General features: G+C 42.5%; 15 protein-coding genes and 1 pseudogene. 8 read left to right on the forward strand and 8 right to left on the reverse strand.

Annotated elements, in window-relative coordinates; translation table 11 throughout:
* Positions 1–10 precede the first annotated feature (10 nt).
* Positions 11–1,477 carry a xylulokinase gene (gene xylB / locus GQS54_RS01415; RefSeq protein ID WP_166422214.1) on the reverse strand — a complete coding sequence of 489 codons (1,467 nt, stop codon included), beginning with the start codon at positions 1,475–1,477 and terminating at the stop codon, positions 11–13.
* A 174-nt stretch (positions 1,478–1,651) separates the two neighbouring features.
* Between xylB and GQS54_RS01420 the strand changes: the two genes are divergently transcribed.
* Both GQS54_RS01420 and GQS54_RS01425 read left to right on the forward strand, forming a co-directional pair.
* Entirely contained in the window at positions 1,652–2,824 is a 1,173-nt protein-coding gene (locus GQS54_RS01420; RefSeq protein ID WP_166422215.1) for a DNA-binding transcriptional regulator, read from the forward strand.
* 424 nt (positions 2,825–3,248) lie between these two features.
* Positions 3,249–3,734 (forward strand): hypothetical protein, encoded by a 486-nt coding sequence (locus GQS54_RS01425; protein ID WP_166422216.1) that lies wholly within the window; start codon positions 3,249–3,251, stop codon positions 3,732–3,734.
* Between the two features lie 229 nt (positions 3,735–3,963).
* Here GQS54_RS01425 and GQS54_RS23475 read toward each other — a convergent pair.
* The 7 genes and pseudogenes from GQS54_RS23475 to GQS54_RS01460 all read right to left on the reverse strand — a co-directional run.
* Positions 3,964–4,071, reverse strand: a pseudogene (locus tag GQS54_RS23475) (tetrahydrodipicolinate succinyltransferase); the annotation flags it as partial.
* A 248-nt stretch (positions 4,072–4,319) separates the two neighbouring features.
* A complete protein-coding gene (locus tag GQS54_RS01435; protein WP_166422217.1) occupies positions 4,320–7,034 on the reverse strand; it encodes a hybrid sensor histidine kinase/response regulator in 2,715 nt (904 codons plus the stop codon).
* A gap of 21 nt (positions 7,035–7,055) precedes the next feature.
* Complete coding sequence (locus GQS54_RS01440; protein ID WP_166422218.1) at positions 7,056–8,363, reverse strand: extracellular solute-binding protein; 1,308 nt, start codon at positions 8,361–8,363, stop codon at positions 7,056–7,058.
* An 87-nt stretch (positions 8,364–8,450) separates the two neighbouring features.
* Entirely contained in the window at positions 8,451–8,855 is a 405-nt protein-coding gene (locus GQS54_RS01445; protein ID WP_205967589.1) for a DUF4426 domain-containing protein, read from the reverse strand.
* A gap of 25 nt (positions 8,856–8,880) precedes the next feature.
* Positions 8,881–9,423, reverse strand: a complete 543-nt coding sequence (locus GQS54_RS01450; protein WP_166422220.1) for a YggT family protein — start codon at positions 9,421–9,423, stop codon at positions 8,881–8,883.
* A 24-nt stretch (positions 9,424–9,447) separates the two neighbouring features.
* Positions 9,448–10,269, reverse strand: a complete 822-nt coding sequence (gene proC / locus GQS54_RS01455) for a pyrroline-5-carboxylate reductase (RefSeq protein ID WP_166422221.1) — start codon at positions 10,267–10,269, stop codon at positions 9,448–9,450.
* Between the two features lie 55 nt (positions 10,270–10,324).
* Positions 10,325–11,008, reverse strand: coding sequence for a YggS family pyridoxal phosphate-dependent enzyme (locus GQS54_RS01460; RefSeq protein WP_166422222.1), 684 nt, complete (start codon positions 11,006–11,008; stop codon positions 10,325–10,327).
* Positions 11,009–11,036: 28 nt separating this feature from the next.
* Between GQS54_RS01460 and GQS54_RS01465 the strand changes: the two genes are divergently transcribed.
* The 6 genes from GQS54_RS01465 (at position 11,037) to recJ (ending at position 17,130) form a co-directional block, all read left to right on the forward strand.
* Positions 11,037–12,080, forward strand: coding sequence for a type IV pilus twitching motility protein PilT (locus GQS54_RS01465; protein ID WP_166422223.1), 1,044 nt, complete (start codon positions 11,037–11,039; stop codon positions 12,078–12,080).
* Positions 12,081–12,102: 22 nt separating this feature from the next.
* Entirely contained in the window at positions 12,103–13,215 is a 1,113-nt protein-coding gene (locus tag GQS54_RS01470; protein WP_166422224.1) for a PilT/PilU family type 4a pilus ATPase, read from the forward strand.
* A gap of 30 nt (positions 13,216–13,245) precedes the next feature.
* Positions 13,246–13,554 (forward strand): DUF2007 domain-containing protein, encoded by a 309-nt coding sequence (locus tag GQS54_RS01475; protein ID WP_166422225.1) that lies wholly within the window; start codon positions 13,246–13,248, stop codon positions 13,552–13,554.
* A complete protein-coding gene (gene xerD / locus GQS54_RS01480; protein WP_166422226.1) occupies positions 13,544–14,449 on the forward strand; it encodes a site-specific tyrosine recombinase XerD in 906 nt (301 codons plus the stop codon). The genes GQS54_RS01475 and xerD overlap by 11 nt, the downstream gene beginning before the upstream one ends.
* Positions 14,450–14,601: 152 nt before the next feature.
* Complete coding sequence (dsbC, locus tag GQS54_RS01485) at positions 14,602–15,336, forward strand: bifunctional protein-disulfide isomerase/oxidoreductase DsbC (protein ID WP_166422227.1); 735 nt, start codon at positions 14,602–14,604, stop codon at positions 15,334–15,336.
* Positions 15,337–15,411: 75 nt separating this feature from the next.
* On the forward strand, positions 15,412–17,130 hold the full coding sequence (gene recJ, locus GQS54_RS01490) for a single-stranded-DNA-specific exonuclease RecJ (protein ID WP_166422228.1): 1,719 nt from the start codon (positions 15,412–15,414) through the stop codon (positions 17,128–17,130).
* Positions 17,131–17,204: the final 74 nt, after the last annotated feature.

Genomic DNA, 17,204 nt, shown 5'->3' on the forward strand with positions numbered 1-17,204 from the left:
GCCCAACGGACTAAAAAATGTCACGTGTTACTTGATAAAGTGCTGCGAATTTTTCGCGCCGCTTGGCATATACTTCTGCTCGTTCAGTATTGGGCTGGTAGACCGAATCGAGGAGTGGCTGCGGGCATATTGATTCGAGAGTGGCATTAGGGTCTACAGCTAACTGTGCCAGACGCGCGGCGCCTAATCCTGGGCCTACATCACCGCCTTGACGATAGGTGACGGGGCGTTGTAATACATCGGCTATCAATTGACGCCAATACGCGCTCTTAGCTCCGCCACCAATCAGCGTTATTTCGTCGACTTTCACGCCTGAGGCATGTAATGCATCAACCCCATCAGCTAAACCAAAGGTCACACCTTCAAGCACGCTATGGGTCAAGGAAATTTGGTCTGTTGAATGGGTTAATCCAAAAAATGCCCCACTGGCATTAGGATTATTATGAGGAGTGCGCTCACCGCTTAAATAAGGTAAAAACAGTGGGCAGTGCTGATAATCAATATTATTTTTGATTTTTGCCTGTTCAAGACTTGTGAGTAAATCGATCACATCACATTTGGCCACTTTTTCGCTGTACCACTGCAAGCAGCTGGCAGCACTAAGCATCACCGACATCAAATGCCAAGTATCAGGCAATGCGTGACAGAAACTATGCACCGCGGATTCAGGATTGCTGCGAAAGCCCTCACTGACGGCAAAATATACCCCGGAAGTACCAAGGGACAACATGGCCTGACCGGGTTTGACGATCCCTACACCAATTGCACCTGCGGCATTGTCACCTGCACCGGCGACCAAAGGTACACTATTCATATTCCAGCGTTTGGCAAGCGGCTCTAATAACCGGCCAGTGATTTCACTGCCTTCATATAATGTCGGCATGTTCGATTCACTTAAACCACAGGCGTTGAGCATATCTGCATGCCAACAACGTCCCGCTACGTCTAGCCACATGGTTCCGGCGGCATCCGACATGTCTGTAGCAAAGTCGCCGCTGAGTAATAATCGTAAATAGTCCTTGGGGAGCAGTACTTTATCAATTTTTGCAAATAGCTCAGGCTCGTGTTGCTTAACCCAAAGTAATTTTGGGGCAGTAAATCCAGGCATAATAATATTGCCCGTTATTTCTCGGGCATTAGGTACAAGCTGCTCAATTTCACCGCACTGAGCTTCGCAGCGACCGTCGTTCCATAATATTGCAGGCCGAATGACATTTTGCTTGCTGTCTAGCAACGTAGCCCCGTGCATTTGACCAGCGAAACCAATGCCTTTTACTTTTGAAAGGTCGTATTGTGAACTTAGCGTATCCATGGCGGTGCAGAATCCATCCCACCAGTCTTGTGGGTTTTGCTCTGACCATAAAGGTTTTACTCTGGAAACTTCAAACGCACTAGATGCGCTATCTACAATCCCCCCGCTGTCGTTAGTTAAAACTAACTTGATACCAGAAGTTCCTAAATCAATACCTAAAAACATGAGAATACCTGCCAAATAATGAGTTTGGCAAATACTAGCAGAAAGACTAAATTAAACTGCAAAGCAGGTAATAACGACATTTGATAACAAAATAACATAAAGCTCTTAACAAGTAATATAGTCATAATGACTAACGCACTATATAGTGTAAGACGTTTTATTTTTAGGTGATATATGTTCCAAGCGAAGCACAGTATTAGTTTATTGTTTAATGCCAATAAAGTGTATGACCGTCAGGTTATCGAAGGCATTGGCCACTATTTACAATCGTCGAAAGTGGACTGGGATGTTTACTTAGAAGAAGACTTCTCAACGCGTTTAGAACAACTTGAAGAGTGGGGGGGAGACGGCATAATCGCTGATTTTGACAATCCTGCTATTCAAAAAATGCTTATAAATAGCAGCATTCCCGTTGTAGGCGTCGGTGGTTCTTACTCCGCAGAAGAGGATTATCCAGATGTCCCTTATGTGGCGACTGATAATTTTGCCGTTGTGCAAGCCGCATACGAGCACTTGAAGCAAAAAGGCTTAGAACGTTTTGCATTTTATGGACTGCCCAGCGACAAAGATCACCGCTGGGCCGTAGAGCGAGAAAAAGCGATTATTAAGCTATGCCACACGGATGGCTACGAATGCTCTATTTATCGTGGACACCCCACAAGACCAGAAACATGGCAATACACCATGAACCGATTAACTGACTGGATACAAAGCTTACCCAACCCTGTTGGGATCGTTAGTGTGACAGATGCCCGTGCGCGCCATCTGCTGCAAGCATGTGAGCATACGGGTAAGTTGGTACCAGACAACATCTCAATCGTTGGAATCGATGATGACGATATTGCCCGATATCTTAGTCGCATTAGCTTGAGTTCTGTCACACAAGGCTGTTTTGAAATGGGTTATCAAGCAGCTAAATTGCTGCATAGACGGTTAGAAAATAGCAATTTGAAAAATAAACGAGTGCTTGTTCCGCCTGCAGGCGTATCGGAACGACAATCGACAGATTTCAAGGCATTAAAAGACCCCTATGTGATCCAAGCAATGCATTTTATCCGTCAAAATGCAGTTAGAGGAATTAAAGTGGAACAAGTATTAGATTATGTCGGTATTTCTCGTTCGAATTTAGAGCAACGCTTTAAGGATGAGAGAGGGCATAGTATCCACACTGAGATCCACAATGAAAAACTTGAAAAAGCGTGCAACATGTTGGTTATCGGAAATATGTCGACCACTGAGGTGGCAAACGTATGTGGATACCCTTCTCTGCAGTATATGTACGCAGTGTTTAAGAAACACTTTGGTCAAACGCCCCGGGAATACCGTGAGCAACAAAAAGCTGTTTGATTATTGCTAAACAGCTGTTCTTAATATCCACAAGAGCCGTGATAGGTCGCGGCTATTTATCTGTAGTAGCTTAGACATAATCTGACATTTAAAAGCAAGTGCGCTTTATCTAATCTGACAGTCAGGTGAGTGCCATTTGCAGACATTGGTATCTAGTTTAAAAAGGACAGCAAACGGCCTAAAGTGGACCTTACACCAATTACACTCGTATGGCCGCAGATCAGATACACCAGCCTGTTTACTAAGTGGTTAAGGCATGGCTTTGTAAAGTTTATGTATAGGTCAAAAATTAGAATCAAAAGCACGTTATGATCGGTTTTAGTGGTGGGTTGCACAAGGCTTAATAGGGACCGCTGCAATCCATTTTACACTTAGGGTTTTAGATCTTAATTTAAAAATCTCTCTTTCACTTTGGAATACCATCATGCTTCTGCGTTTCAATTTATTACTCCTACTTTTATCACTATGCTTAATCGCTTGTTCAAGTAAACCAGAGTACGACAAAGGGGAGCCTAATCAATTTAGCACTGATATTCATTCCGATGGCTCAAAACATTTTACATTGTCTATGACCTATGCAACCGAAAAACCTAAGGGTGAACGAGGTGAAAACAAACGCTCTGGTAAAAGAGGAGAGGGTGAACGTTCAGGCAAAGGTAGAGGTGGTCGCGGACAATCAGGTCAAAAACGCGATGAAAAGCAAGAGAGCTTGCCTGAATATGCTGAGTACATTTCAGACGATGAAAAACGTGAGTCTATTATTACATTGCTAGAGGAAAAAATAGCTGAAACTGGCTATTGTAGACTTGGGTACATTGAATTGGATTTTTCGCAAATGCCTGAAATAACCGAAATAAGAGGTGAGTGTGTTGAAAGCGCCTCAGACCAAGATAAGCAACAGTGGGATTAGTGAATCGGCATAGCACTTTGTGTCTCAATCTTTAGGCAATAGTGTTGATTGTCAGCCATGGCAATAGCGTTTTTTAAGGCCATTTTTACCGTTGCGATTTCTGTTTGCTTAAGCAAAATCTATGGTGCCGGCCGTGAGGCGGACCTTAATCAGATACAACACACAACAAGTGGAAAAAGGTTTGTAGGGAGATAAGGCAACCCCAGACTAGGGTTGCCTCTGCAATCAATTAATCGTTGCTATGTAAGCTGGCGTTTATGCCACCCCATTTAGATGAATCTGCTACTACCGCTTCCACTACACCGGTTTGACTGTTGCGGCGGAATAATAATCCATTCTTTGTTGTCGTAAGGTTCAACAAACACGTTATTACGTTATGTCGGAGAGGCTGAAATAAGTGCAAAAAATCCTGACAGTATGATTTATCAGGTTTTGAAACCGTCATTTAAAAGGAGCTTTCGTCCGCTTTGCCGGATCTGCCGTCCTTACTAGTTGTTACTTCTAATGTCTTCTTTTCGCTCATTTGAGACTGTCAGGCTTGGTCTAAATCTCATTTTAAAACCGTCAGATTGAGTGAGAACTAATTCAATTATTGTTGCCTACGGAGTTTTCTCTTATTATTTTAGGGGGTAAGTATTTGGCTAGGATATTTTCTAAAGCTACTAATTTTAGAGGCTTAGTAAGGTATTCGTTCATGCCTACCTCCTTGGCTTGTGCGAAATCTTCTTTCATAGCATTGGCTGATAGCCCGCAAATAACCAAATCAAGCAAGCCTAACTGGCGAATTTCTTTTGTGGCCTGATAGCCATCCATGATAGGCATTTGTATGTCCATTAATACCACATCGTAGTGTGCTGAATTAATGACCTTTGTTACTGCTTGCTGTCCGTTTTCGGCTATATCAAAAGTAATCCCTAAGACCCTTAACATCTCGCCGGCTACCACTTGGTTAATGCTGTTATCTTCGACCAACAATACATGTCCCTCATACTCAGTTTGCTTACTAAATTGAGGGCTCGGAACATCAGAGATTAATTTTTTGTCGGCCAGCAATGCGTCAATAAACGATGTTAACTGACCAGGCGTGAATGGGTGGGTTAAACATGGGAAGCTCCAAGTACTAATCAGTTTTTGTGGTAAGTTGCTAGGTTGAGTATCAGTAATAAAACTCACATTTTTTTTAGTGGCTTTTAATTTTTGTAACGAAGTCGTGATGCTTTGGTGCTCGCCTTGATCAGCTACATCAATAATAACAATGTCATTATCGGTGATTTCTTCAATCATCTTATCAAGTTGCATATGCGGGAAATGATGAAAATCAAGGGCGATATTGTCAAAGTATGTTTGTTCTATAAACCCTTTTGGCCTTTTACTGAAATAATATAAGCGACGGTTGGACTGTGCTGGAATGGAGAAAATTTGTTGCCCATTAAGTTGATAAATCAACGTGAAACTTACATTGAATACACTACCTACATTTAACTCTGATTCAGCTGTAACGTCTCCGTCCATTAACGATACGAGTTGCTTAACTATAGTGAGCCCTAAACCCGATCCGCCGAAATCACGACTGGTGGTGCCATCAGCTTGGGTAAATGAATCAAAAACCTTTTCTAATTGCTCTTTTGACATACCGATCCCGGTGTCTTTAATACTTGCGCGCAATATGATTCGATTAGTATTAGGCAGCAAATCGTAAGTTATGCTAATGGTTACAGAGCCATTACGCGTAAATTTGACGGCATTACTGCATAAATTCAACAGCACTTGGCTGATACGTAAAGGGTCGCCAATCAATGTTGGCGGAATATTCGGGTCACAGATAAAACGTACATTGAGATTCTTTTCTTGCGCTCTGGCGGAAATATTCGTTAATAAGTTGGCAAATACTGAATTGAGCGAGAAGGCGACTTGTTCAATATCGAGCTTGCCTGCTTCTACTTTTGAAAAATCGAGAATGTCATTAATTAAGCTAAGTAAAATTTGACTTGAATACTCTACTTTATTTAGATGTTGACGCTGCTTGGGGGTTAAATCACTTTTCATTACCACATCAAGCAAGCCTATTATGCCATTCATAGGGGTGCGAATTTCATGACTCATGTTGGCAAGAAACATACTTTTAGATTGGGTTGCTTGTTCTGCTTTATGTTTTGATTCAACTAACTCGGCATTTAACATTTCTTGCTTGGCATTTAAGCGCTGTGCTTCTGCTAGTAAAGCCGTGGTTTGTTTATTTTTTTCGTGGAACACATCAGCAGCATTGGCTAACTGCCCGATTTCGTTTTGGCGGGTAATGCCGGGGATCGCCTCTACGTCTTCGCCTTTGGCCAGCTTTTTAAAGACCTCAGTAATGGTATTGATCGGTAGCATAATCCTTGATGCTAGGAAGTAAGCTGTAATGCAGGCAAGCAAAATACCAATGATTGAAAATAAGTTGCTGCTTAACTGATTTTTTTCAATATTCTTTTTGACTTGCAGGTTGGTATCGCCGAGTCTTGAGGTCACTAAACGATTTAATTCCCGCGCAATAAATAAAAATTCATTGGCTGAACCTGCCATTACGACATTTACCAGAAAAAGATAGCCACTGGTAACATTGGTTAACTGTAAAAATTCTGAGTTTATTTTGTCTATTCTAGTGATGATTTCTGCATGTTTCTCGCTTTGAGCGACATTAGGCAATAATTCGGATTTAGCCATCTCTAGTTCAGCACGAAATTTATCAACGAGTTGATAGTCAGGTCGCAATAAATATTGATACGTGACATTCTCGGCGCGCGTTATGTGGTATTTGGCTTGTGCAACTTTTATAGCGGTACTCGGATCTTCGCTAGAAAGACTGCGTAATAGTTCATTTATATCAAGCATTAAACGCTTTTCAAAGAGCATATCGCGCTTACTACGGCCCGCAATAACATTGGAAAAGTTATCTTTATATTCGCTAACGTGACCGCGCATTCTGGAAATAAAACCGTGATAAATTTCGACCTGCTCTTCGCTACGGGTCAGTTCTTCTAATGCATCTAAGTTATCTATCGATGTTTGAATAAGTGAATTGAAGCGAGCAATAGCAGACTGGCTTGCCGAGTCTTTGTAAATCAGAACATTACGTTGTAGATCCAGCACGTCGCGCTCTAATTCACGTACTAAACTAACTTTGAAAACGGCCTGTTGGGTTAAATCTAAGCTATTAACAAACGTACTTTGATTGCTGCGGGTGACGAACACTTGAGAAACAAGCAAAAGAATTAAAATTACTGAGACTAGTAAAATCTGGGATTTAAGGGTTTTAAACACGTTTAATCATCTCAGTCATAATTAAGAACTTATAAATTCATACCACTTCTGCAAGGTATAATCGTAGGTTGGCATGGCTGTATTCCAAACAGCCACATTACTAAAGCGGTCAGCGTAACTTCCCCCGGAACGCACTTGACCTCGATTAACTGATAATTTGCCATCAGGGCCTTCTAACGAGTTGTTTGCTGGCTTACCATTATACCAATAGTCCCATTCACTTTGCTCAAGGTATTTAGTCGAGCGTTGCGGATTGGAGATATAATAACCTTGGCGGGCGATAAATGCGCCAGGCCAGCCAGATAACCACCAGTTCATGTATTCATACGCGATGTCTTTGGTTCGTCCTAATGCATGAGATGATAAACACATTACTCCGTGCCAGCCGCGGTAGCCTTCTTTTGGTGCAGCAAATACAACAGGAACGTTACGGCCATTTAGTACCGATACTGCCGGCGAAAACATACTTTCTATATTAACCCGACCGGACTGCATAAATTCCACTGATTCAGGTACCGAGTTCCAAAAACCACCGAAGTGTTGCTGATGCTTTAAGTCGATTAAAATGTCGAACAGCCTGTCTAATTCGTCTACAGAGATATTCCCTATATCGGCAAACTTCATCATTCCACTAGCGTCAGCTGCAAGAGCGAGATCGAATAAACCTATGGTTGGGTCATTAATAATACCTACCTTACCGCTATATTTGCTGTCGAGTAACCACCCCCAGCTTTCTGATTTATAGGCAATACCTTGTTCAATTTCATTGGTGTTGTACCCAAATGAATCGACATTATGCACATAGGGTAAAAAACTGATTTTGTTGGTATGTTTAGTACCAAGAGAGCCGTCATCTTGAACATTGACTATTTTGTATGGGGCATCGCCAGCTCCATATTTGGCGCTAGGAGTCACTTTTCCTGTTTTGCACAAGGAATTGATTTCGTCCCAGTGGGTAATACGTCTTTTGTCGATAGCCTGAATCGAGCGATTACGCCATAAAGGGCGGATGCTGTTAGACCATTGCTCATAGATATCGAAACTTTCAGGCGACAATAGACCTCGTTGCAATACTCCTGGACTACCTTTTGCTTCAAATTGGATATTGATACCTAAATCGCTCATCGCCCGTTGCCTGATTTGTTCTTGCAACGTGACGTGCGTGCCTAAGACACGCAGAGTGTGGGTTTTTTTAGCGAATACATAGGGGGCGTTAACAATAGACGTAGCGAGGACAGCCCCGGCACCCAGCGTTTTAAGGGTTGTGCGTTTAGTCTTATCCACTGATGAAGTGCATATTAACGAGTTCGATTCCCACTGCTTCTTCATATTCACCTCTTAATGAGAGACTAAACATTAAGTTAGAACCGTCCATGACGCAATGTTATCGAGTATTAACTTTGGTCTAAATAATTCCTATTCGACGTAAAATTTATGTTGGAATTTAAGTACTTGTTTATCTTTCCCATCATTTATATCGACGGAGATACGAAAGGTTTCTTGATCGCTAAAGGCAATGACGGCGAGATAATAGATAGCATCGCCTTCCTTTATTTCTTTGAATAGTAATTTTTTGCTGACGCCGAGTAAATTGCGCGCGGTCCCTGTTAGAACGGCTGATTGAGCGATTTGAGACTCTGTATTCAACACCGAAATATTGATAACGCCATTGTATTTACTCCGTACAATACCGTAATGCTTAGCAATGTCAGGGGTAATAAATGTGCTATCGAAAGCGATATAATGCACATCCCAATCACCTAAGGTTTCTTTTTGTTCTGCCAGTGTAGCGACCGAAAAAAACAAACTAACGAGTAGCATAAAGCCACTCGCCATATTTAACCGTTTAAAAGAAGCCAAATACATCACCCAATAATTTCTGCACGAAAATAATAACCAAAATCACCACCATAACGGATAAATCTAACCCACCTAAATTGGGTAGACGACGTCTTATGGGGGCAAGCAACGGCTCAGTCAATTGGCCTAACACCATATCCATCGGGTTGTAGCCTTGACTAACCCAACTCATGATTGCACGGATGATTAACACCCACATCATCAAGGAAAGTGCTTCTTTTAACACTAAATAGAATGACCCAATCAATACGCCAAATGGATTGATATTGGTATTACCAATAATTAGATTGAGCGCTACAATTTTTAGACCTGCCACTAAAAGCGCAAGGACTAACGTTGCCGTATCTATTCTGCCGATTGAGGGCAAAATTCTGCGTAGAGGCCCAACAATGGGATGGGTTGCCTTTACCACAAACTGGCTAAAGGGATTGTAAAAATCGGCTCGTGCTAGTTGCAGCCAAAAGCGCAACAGTACTACCATCAAGTACAATTCAAATAAGGTACTAATTAAAAACTGCATCGCGCTCATTGAGGGGTCTCTTCTTAAAACTAATTAAAACAATTTGGCCATTTCTTCGGCTCTGGTAATGGCGGCGCGCATTGCACCTGCTACTAATTCGTCTATACCGTTATTTTGAAAGTGCTCAACAGCCTTGGCAGTTGTGCCACCTTTAGAAGTAACTTGGGCTCGCAACTCGCCAATTTCAAGTTGCGGATTGTGACAAACCATTTCTGCTGCACCTAACATTGACTGCTGAACAAGCAGGCGTGCCGTATGATGGTCAAATCCTTGCTTCTCAGCTTCTTTTTGCATCGCTTCAAGAAAAGCATAAAAGTAAGCGGGGCTGCTGCCTGCCGCGGCAATCACGCCGTTGATCATGTTTTCTGACTCTACCCAAGCGATTTCACCGACTTGAGACATTAAATCTCCAGCGTATTGTCGGTCTTGTTGACTGACATTTGTTGGCGCATATAAACCAGTCATGCCCTTGCCTAAAGAACTTGGTGTATTTGGCATGGTGCGAATAATATTATCTTGCCCGCCGAGCATTTCACTTAAACGTGCTGTTTCGATACCCGCAGCAATTGAAACAAATAATTTGCCTTCCAACGCCACATTATCTTTTAAATGGGCGCACATGGTTTCCATTAACTGAGGTTTAACGGCCAATACTACTACCTGAGCTTGTTCGACAGCCTGTTTGTTCTGCTGAGTTACTTGAATAGAAAAATCACTTTCTAGGGCATCTAGCTTTGGCATAGACGGGTTGCTAGCAATGATTTTATCTGCGGGGTAACCACTATTACACATGCCACTAATGATGCTTCTGCTCATGTTTCCTGCGCCAATAAAGGCGATATATCTATGTTGCATAATTATCCTATGTTGTGGATTTACATGAATCAAAAATCACTGGGATACACGAACGTTATTGACGAGATCCAAAAATTGCTCTGCCTATCCTAACCATCGTCGAGCCGCATTCGATTGCGAGCTGAATATCGCCAGACATCCCCATGCTTAGAGTATCAATTTGCGGATATTTTGTCTGTAGCTGTGCAAAAATCTGCTGCATGGTTAATAAACTATTCCGTTGCAAATCGGTATTATCCTGAGCTTTTGGAATCGTCATCAGTCCGCGTAACGTAAGATTTGGTAAGGCACTTATCTGCTCAGCGAGTGCGTCTACCTCGGTTATCGATACGCCAGCTTTACTGCTTTCGTTATCAACGTTGACTTGTATGCAAACGTTGAGTTTTTTATGGGCGCTACGTTGGTCATTTAATCGCTGAGCTATTTTGAGACGATCGATACTGTGCACCCAGTCAAAATTTTCAGCAACGGGGCGCGTCTTATTTGACTGCAACGGACCAATAAAATGCCATTCTATATCGTCTAATTCACTAAGTTGCTGAATCTTGTCTACGCCTTCTTGGACATAATTTTCAGCAAATAGACGTTGTCCCATCTCATACGCTTGCACGATATCGGATACGGGTTTGGTCTTAGTTACTGCTAGTAATTTAACTGAATTTGCTGGACGATTAGCCTCACAAGCACTCTGCTCGATTGTTTTCAGTGCGATTTTAAGTCGTTCTGCTATTGTTCCCATATTACAACTTGTCAACGGAGAATAGACTTTGGATATTACCGAACTTTTAGCCTTTAGTGTCAAAAATAACGCATCAGATTTACATCTTTCTGCAGGCTTACCGCCGATTATTCGGGTTGATGGAGAAATGCGTCGGCTAAATGTTCCTGCCTTAGATCACAAACAAGTTCACGCACTCATTTATGAAATTATGAATGATAATCAGCGCAAGGAATATGAAGAAAATTTAGAAACTGACTTTTCCTTTGAAGTGAAAGATTTATCTCGTTTTAGAGTAAATGCGTTTATGCAGAATCGTGGTGCAGCGGCGGTACTACGCACCATTCCCAGTAATATTTTGAGCCTAGATGATTTGGCTGCGCCACAAATTTTTAAAGATATTATTAATCAGCCCACGGGTATCGTTTTAGTTACCGGGGCGACTGGTTCTGGTAAAAGTACTACGTTGGCGGCGATGGTTGATCATATTAATCGCCATAAACGTGAGCATATATTAACCATTGAAGACCCTATCGAGTTTGTCCATGAAAACAAACTTTGTGTGGTGAATCAGCGAGAAGTTCATCGTGATACACATAGTTTCAGTAATGCTTTACGTTCGGCCTTGCGCGAAGATCCTGATGTTATTTTAGTAGGCGAACTGCGTGATTTAGAAACCATCCGCTTAGCTATATCCGCTGCTGAAACAGGGCACTTAGTGTTTGGAACGTTACATACCAACTCCGCACCTAAAACGATTGACCGGTTGATTGATGTTTTTCCTGCTGAGGAAAAATCTATGGTGCGTTCTATGTTGTCAGAGTCATTACGCGCCGTTATTTCCCAAACGTTACTTAAAAAAGTCGGAGGAGGACGGATCGCGGCGCATGAGATTATGTTGGGCATCCCAGCTATTCGAAACCTTATCCGCGAAGATAAGGTACCGCAGATGTATTCTGTTATGCAGACAAGTCAGGCTCATGGAATGCAAACGATGGATCAGTGTTTGAAAAAATTAGTCGCTCAAGGGGTTATTACCAATGAAGATGCCGCTGCCTTATCTATCGATAAAAAACCGACGATTAATTATTAGCGCTAAATAAGGTGAGATGCTTATGGACCTAACCCCATATTTACAAGAAATGACTGACGTAGGTGCGTCTGATTTATTTATTACTGTTGGTTTGCCTATCAGTGCCAAAATAAATGGACAACTCACCCCTATTGGGGGTAGTAAGCTTGATGAAGATGGCGCTTGGGGCTTGGTACAAGACACTATGACGGATGTTCAGAAAGAACAATTTATTCAGACTAAAGAGTGTAATTTTGCGATTGCCCGTGAAGGTATTGGGCGCTTTAGATGCAGTGCTTTTTGGCAGCGAGACATGCCGGGCATGGTAATACGACGTATCGTGACTGAAATTCCGCAAGCGGATGATCTCGGTCTCCCTGAAGTGCTCAAAGATATCATTATGAGTAAGCGGGGATTGGTACTATTTGTTGGTGCTACCGGTACCGGGAAGTCAACGTCTTTAGCGGCGCTTATTGGGCATCGAAATAAACATTCAAAAGGACATATATTAACCATTGAAGATCCCATCGAATTTGTACATGAGCATCAAAACTGTGTGGTCACACAAAGAGAAGTCGGTATCGATACTATGTCATTTGACGATGCGTTAAAAAGCTCATTACGCCAAGCTCCCGATGTTATTTTGATTGGCGAAATTCGCTCCATGGAAACCATGGAGTACGCCATGTCATTTGCTGATACGGGACATTTATGTGTGGCAACGCTACACGCTAATAATGCCAATCAAGCCATTGAGCGGATTATGCATTTGGCGCCGCCTGCACAGCATGAAAAGTTGCGGTTTGATTTAAGCTTAAATATGCGCGCTGTTATAGCTCAGCAATTAGTGCCGACCGCTGATGGAAAAGGCCGTGTTGCAGCAATTGAAGTACTACTTAATTCACCTTTGGTGACTGATTTAATTCAGCGCAATGAAATTGGTGGCTTGAAGGACGCTATGCGCAAAGGTAAAGAAATGGGTATGCAGAGCTTTGATATGGCGCTGTATAATTTGTACCAGCAGCATACAATTAGCTTGGAGCAAGCGATTCACCATGCAGATTCCCCTAATGATTTACGCCTTATGATTAAACTTGATTCGGAAAATGGTAATACACTGGGCTCGTTGTCAAACGTGTCTATCGACATGGATTAAGCTATTTTGCTCAAGCGGTACTGAAATACAATGAAACTATATACTAACAACGACCGATTTATGGTTTGGCAGGTTAAGCAATTGCTAGATCAACATAATATTCCCTGCTTTATCAAAAATGAATTTGCCAGCGGTGCGATGGGAGAACTATCGCCTTTAGATTGCCAGCCTGAAGTGTGGTTGAATGATGCCAGCTGGCGACCCAGAGCAGAAAAACTCATTGCCCAAATGAATATAACCACAAGGGACGAATGGGTGTGCTCAAATTGCGCAGAAACGAATGGCGGAAATTTTGAGGTTTGCTGGCAGTGCGGACAGGAAGCGCAAGTTGACCAATAAAACGCTAAATGTTGATGTGGTTGAGCGATTCTTGGATACCATCTGGTTGGAAAAAGGGCTTAGCGAAAATACCCTTGATGCGTATCGAAGTGATTTGACCAAGTTTAGGGATTTTTTGCTGACGCAGGCGCCGCCCGTTCATTTACTGGATATACAAACCGAAGATATTAATCACTATATGGCACATCGTTACGATAGTGGTTTATCTGAACGTAGCACTGCGCGCTGTTTAAGTAGCCTAAGGCGATTTTCTGGTTACATGCTAGCCCACGGCATACGAGAAGATGATCCTATCAGTCGTATACAAAACCCTAAACTCAGTCAACCGTTACCTAAAACGCTATCTGAGGAACAAGTAGATGATCTGCTGAACGCACCGCAAACTGACGATCCTATTCAATTGCGAGACAAAGCGATGCTTGAGGTTTTGTACGCAACCGGTTTGCGCGTAACAGAGCTTGTTACTTTGAGGGTAGGGCAGTTAAGTATCTCCCAAGGAGTGGTCAGAGTCACGGGCAAGGGAAATAAAGAACGCCTAGTGCCGTTAGGCGAAGAGGCATTAGATTGGCTAACCGTTTACATGAAAGATGCCAGGGGATTATTGCTAAGAAATGAAAGCGATGTGTTATTCCCAAGTAATCGAGGCACCATTATGACTCGGCAAACTTTCTGGCATAGAATCAAATTTCATGCTGCCCAAGCAAATATTAATAGTGATTTGTCGCCCCATACACTGCGTCACGCTTTCGCAACTCACTTATTAAATCATGGGGCTGATTTACGAGTGGTACAGATGTTATTGGGGCATAGCGATTTATCTACTACCCAAATATATACTCATGTAGCGACAGCTCGTTTACAAGAGCTAGTCGCAACCCATCATCCGCGTGGCTAGGGATACAAAGTTACGTTAAGGTATTAAGAGTGTGAGTATTTGTGTCACCTGCTTGGTATCCAGCTGATAAGCAGTTAATATGCATATTAGATAGAATGAAATTATTTTGTACTCTCGTGGTCTTATCCTTATCCGTTCAAAGTGGAATTTATATGAAATATCGTGTTTTTTTTCTGGCCATGTGTGCCTTTTTATCAATCAGTTATGGCGCAAATGCTGCTGATACAGCAAAAAGTGGTCAAAACCTTGATAGTGTTAAGCAAAAAATTCAAAAGTCATTGGGTATGCAAGTTTCAGCGATAGGTGATTCACCTGTGCCTGGTTTGTTGCAAGTACAAACTGATAAAGGTTTGTTTTATACCAGTGAAGATGGCAAATACTTACTGCAAGCACGGATCTTTAATTTAGACGAAGGTATGCGTAATGAAACAGAAAATACCCTTACGCAAATGCGCTTAGATGGTATTGATCAGTTTAAAGACTCTACTATTGAATATAAAGCCGACAACGAAAAATACGTGGTTAACGTATTTACTGACATTACGTGTGGCTATTGCCGCAAATTGCACAATCAAATGGATGAGTATAACGACTTAGGCATCACTGTCCGCTACTTAGCATTTCCCCGTGCAGGATTAAACAGTCAGCCATACCAAGATATGGTATCCGTATGGTGTTCTGATAATCCGCAAAAAGCACTTAATGAAGCTAAAGGGGGCGAAAATGTGGCCAAGTTAAGCTGTTCAAATGAAGTGGCTGAGCAATATAATTTTGGTCAGAGTGTCGGCGTAAATGGCACTCCAAATATTATACTGCCTAATGGTAGTGTCGTACCTGGCTACCAACCTCCTGCTCAATTGCTGCAAGCCATTCAAGACGCATCTTAAGGTTTTTCGCAGGAGTCTTTACTCCTGCGCTTCCTATACGCGCACGTTTTCACCCTTTTAATGTAGAGTAAGTTTGTGCAAATACGCCGTCGTTCCCCTGTTTCTGATGATCATCTTCCCGCGTCAATCGATCCAACCTTAAAGCAAGTTTATGCCGTTCGGGGCATCACAACCGAGCAGCAATTAGAACGTAGTGCCAAAGCCCTTTTGCATTATAAAGAGATGTCGGGGATAGATCAGGCTGTGTCTATTCTGTCCTCAGCGCTAGCTGAAGGTAAACGCATTATTATTGTGGGGGATTTCGATGCTGATGGCGCAACCAGTACAGCATTAAGCATGTTAGCGTTGGGCATGATGGGCAGTAAAAATCACGATTATCTGGTACCTAATCGTTTTGATTTTGGTTACGGACTCAGCCCTGAAATTGTTGATGTTGCCTTCGAGCAAGGTGCTCAGGTGATCATGACGGTCGATAATGGCATTGCCTGCTTTGCTGGTGTCGAACGGGCCAAAGCGTTAGGGATTACCGTGCTGGTGACCGATCATCACTTAGCTGCAGAAACATTACCTATTGCAGATGCTATTGTTAACCCCAATCAACCGAATTGCGCGTTTATGTCTAAAAATTTGGCGGGTGTGGGAGTTGCATTTTATTTAATGCTAGCGCTTAGGGCGCACCTGCGCCAAATAGACTGGTTTACACAGCACAATATTGCCGTGCCTAATTTGGCTGAACTATTAGACATTGTTGCGTTAGGCACAGTGGCTGACGTCGTCCCTTTGGACGAAAATAATCGAATTTTGGTTCATCAAGGGTTATTGCGAATTCGCAGTGATAAATGTCGCCCAGGTATTCAAGCTTTGATAGATGTAGCTGGACGCGATAAGCGTAAAATGGTCGCGTCTGATTTAGGGTTTGTTATAGGGCCTAGATTAAATGCTGCGGGTCGTTTAGACGATATGTCTATGGGGATAGAGTGTTTGCTGACAGACTCAGATTACAAAGCTAAGCAAATCGCTGTTGAGTTGGATAGCTTGAATCGAGAACGTCGAGAAATTGAACAGTCCATGCAGCAAGAAGCAGTGGCGGCATTAGAGAATTTGCAATTGAGTGAAGAAGATATGCCCCATGGGCTTGTCTTGTATCAAGCAGATTTTCATCAAGGTGTCATTGGCATTTTGGCTGGCCGCATCAAAGAAAAATATTTCAGGCCAACGATTGCTTTCGCCCATCAAGATGATGCGATACTTAAAGGTTCTGCTCGTTCGATTCCAGGGGTGCATATTCGTGATTTACTTGAAGAATTAAGCAGTCGCTATCCTGGGATCATCATTAAATTTGGCGGTCATGCAATGGCAGCTGGATTGAGTATTGAGTTAGCAAAACTTACTGAATTTACCCAGCGCTTTACTCAGCTGGCAGAAGAACATTTAGCAGGTCAACCCTTAGCAGGTGAGTTGATATCAGATGGTCAAATACCGGCCAGTTCTATGACCCTTGATTTTTGTCAAATGCTCAAAGATGCAGGCCCATGGGGGCAAGGCTTTCCAGAACCCTTGTTTGATGGCGAGTTTGAGTTAGTCGAGCAGCGGATCGTGGGGCAAAAACACCTCAAGATGATGCTCAGACTAGCGACAGGAAAGCTTATCGACGGCATTGCGTTTAATGTGGATACGCAAATATGGCCTAACACGCATTGCAAGCGAGTTGAGCTAGCGTATAAACTTGATATAAATGAATTTCGAGGCCGCACGAGTTTACAGTTTTTAGTAGAAGGGTTAAATCCTCTTTAAAATCGTTTATATAGGTGCATAGTAACGTCAAGCGGGCTACATATCGTTTTGTGTTCGCTGTGGTGCTATTATGT

The organism is Paraglaciecola sp. 20A4, from assembly GCF_011378905.1.
Classification (GTDB): Bacteria; Pseudomonadota; Gammaproteobacteria; order Enterobacterales; family Alteromonadaceae; genus Paraglaciecola.

What these genes read in the sequence shown, in the direction of transcription:
- xylB (WP_166422214.1), bottom strand. Translation starts at nt 1,477, where the DNA reads ATGTTTTTAGGTATTGATTTAGGAACTTCTGGTATCAAGTTAGTTTTA.
- GQS54_RS01420 (WP_166422215.1), top strand. Translation starts at nt 1,652, where the DNA reads ATGTTCCAAGCGAAGCACAGTATTAGTTTATTGTTTAATGCCAATAAA.
- GQS54_RS01425 (WP_166422216.1), top strand. Translation starts at nt 3,249, where the DNA reads ATGCTTCTGCGTTTCAATTTATTACTCCTACTTTTATCACTATGCTTA.
- GQS54_RS01440 (WP_166422218.1), bottom strand. Translation starts at nt 8,363, where the DNA reads ATGAAGAAGCAGTGGGAATCGAACTCGTTAATATGCACTTCATCAGTG.
- GQS54_RS01445 (WP_205967589.1), bottom strand. Translation starts at nt 8,855, where the DNA reads ATGCTACTCGTTAGTTTGTTTTTTTCGGTCGCTACACTGGCAGAACAA.
- GQS54_RS01450 (WP_166422220.1), bottom strand. Translation starts at nt 9,423, where the DNA reads ATGAGCGCGATGCAGTTTTTAATTAGTACCTTATTTGAATTGTACTTG.
- proC (WP_166422221.1), bottom strand. Translation starts at nt 10,269, where the DNA reads ATGCAACATAGATATATCGCCTTTATTGGCGCAGGAAACATGAGCAGA.
- GQS54_RS01460 (WP_166422222.1), bottom strand. Translation starts at nt 11,008, where the DNA reads ATGGGAACAATAGCAGAACGACTTAAAATCGCACTGAAAACAATCGAG.
- GQS54_RS01470 (WP_166422224.1), top strand. Translation starts at nt 12,103, where the DNA reads ATGGACCTAACCCCATATTTACAAGAAATGACTGACGTAGGTGCGTCT.
- GQS54_RS01475 (WP_166422225.1), top strand. Translation starts at nt 13,246, where the DNA reads ATGAAACTATATACTAACAACGACCGATTTATGGTTTGGCAGGTTAAG.
- dsbC (WP_166422227.1), top strand. Translation starts at nt 14,602, where the DNA reads ATGAAATATCGTGTTTTTTTTCTGGCCATGTGTGCCTTTTTATCAATC.